Source organism: Candidatus Hydrogenedentota bacterium, assembly GCA_016791475.1.
Lineage (GTDB): Bacteria > Hydrogenedentota > Hydrogenedentia > Hydrogenedentales > JAEUWI01 > JAEUWI01.
This window is the reverse complement of record JAEUWI010000429.1, coordinates 1-533: the sequence shown is the minus strand read 5'-3', so window position 1 is coordinate 533 and position 533 is coordinate 1. Positions and strand designations below refer to the sequence as shown.

Annotated in this window: 2 protein-coding genes; one reads left to right on the top strand and one right to left on the bottom strand. The window is 59.5% G+C overall.

Annotated features, from left to right (window positions below):
• The coding region (locus tag JNK74_30080; protein ID MBL7650418.1) for a GDP-mannose 4,6-dehydratase at positions 1-168 on the bottom strand (168 nt) is incomplete at its 3' end.
• A 156-nt stretch (positions 169-324) separates the two neighbouring features.
• Here JNK74_30080 and JNK74_30075 point away from each other — a divergent pair.
• On the top strand, positions 325-533 hold a 209-nt coding region (locus JNK74_30075; GenBank protein MBL7650417.1), incomplete at its 3' end, for a hypothetical protein.

The window sequence follows — 533 nt, the reverse complement described above, 5'->3', positions numbered from 1 at the left end:
CGGGTTGGGGGTGTGCGGATCCTGGTAGATGTGGTCGATGCGCTGGGTATTGAAGCTCGAGGCGCGGCGCTTGATCCCGTGGACTTCGTAGCCTTTGGCGAGCAGGAATTCGGCGAGGTAGGAGCCGTCCTGGCCAGTGATGCCGGTGATGAGGGCGATCTTCTTCATAGGGTGTTTTTGTATTTCCGTGGCGCGGGCTGTATCGGGCCATGCGTTAGAATCCGCGCCTGGGTTGTCCGCGAGATTATCCCATCCCAAGGGGCCGGCCTGCCGTTAAACGTGAGCGGGCTGTCGACATCATGTGCTGGAACAGGAATAGAAACGATGAGTAAGGGTTCGTTGCTGATCGAGGTGGGTGCAGGTGAGCTGATCGATAAGATCACGATCCTGAAGATCAAGGCCGAGCGGATGACCGACGCGGCCAAGCTGAAGAACGTGAATCACGAGCTATCGGTGCTGAGTGCAGCGTGTGCGCAGAACCTGGCGGCGACGCCTGAGTTGGCGCGTCTCGAGGCCGAGCTGCAGACGGTGAA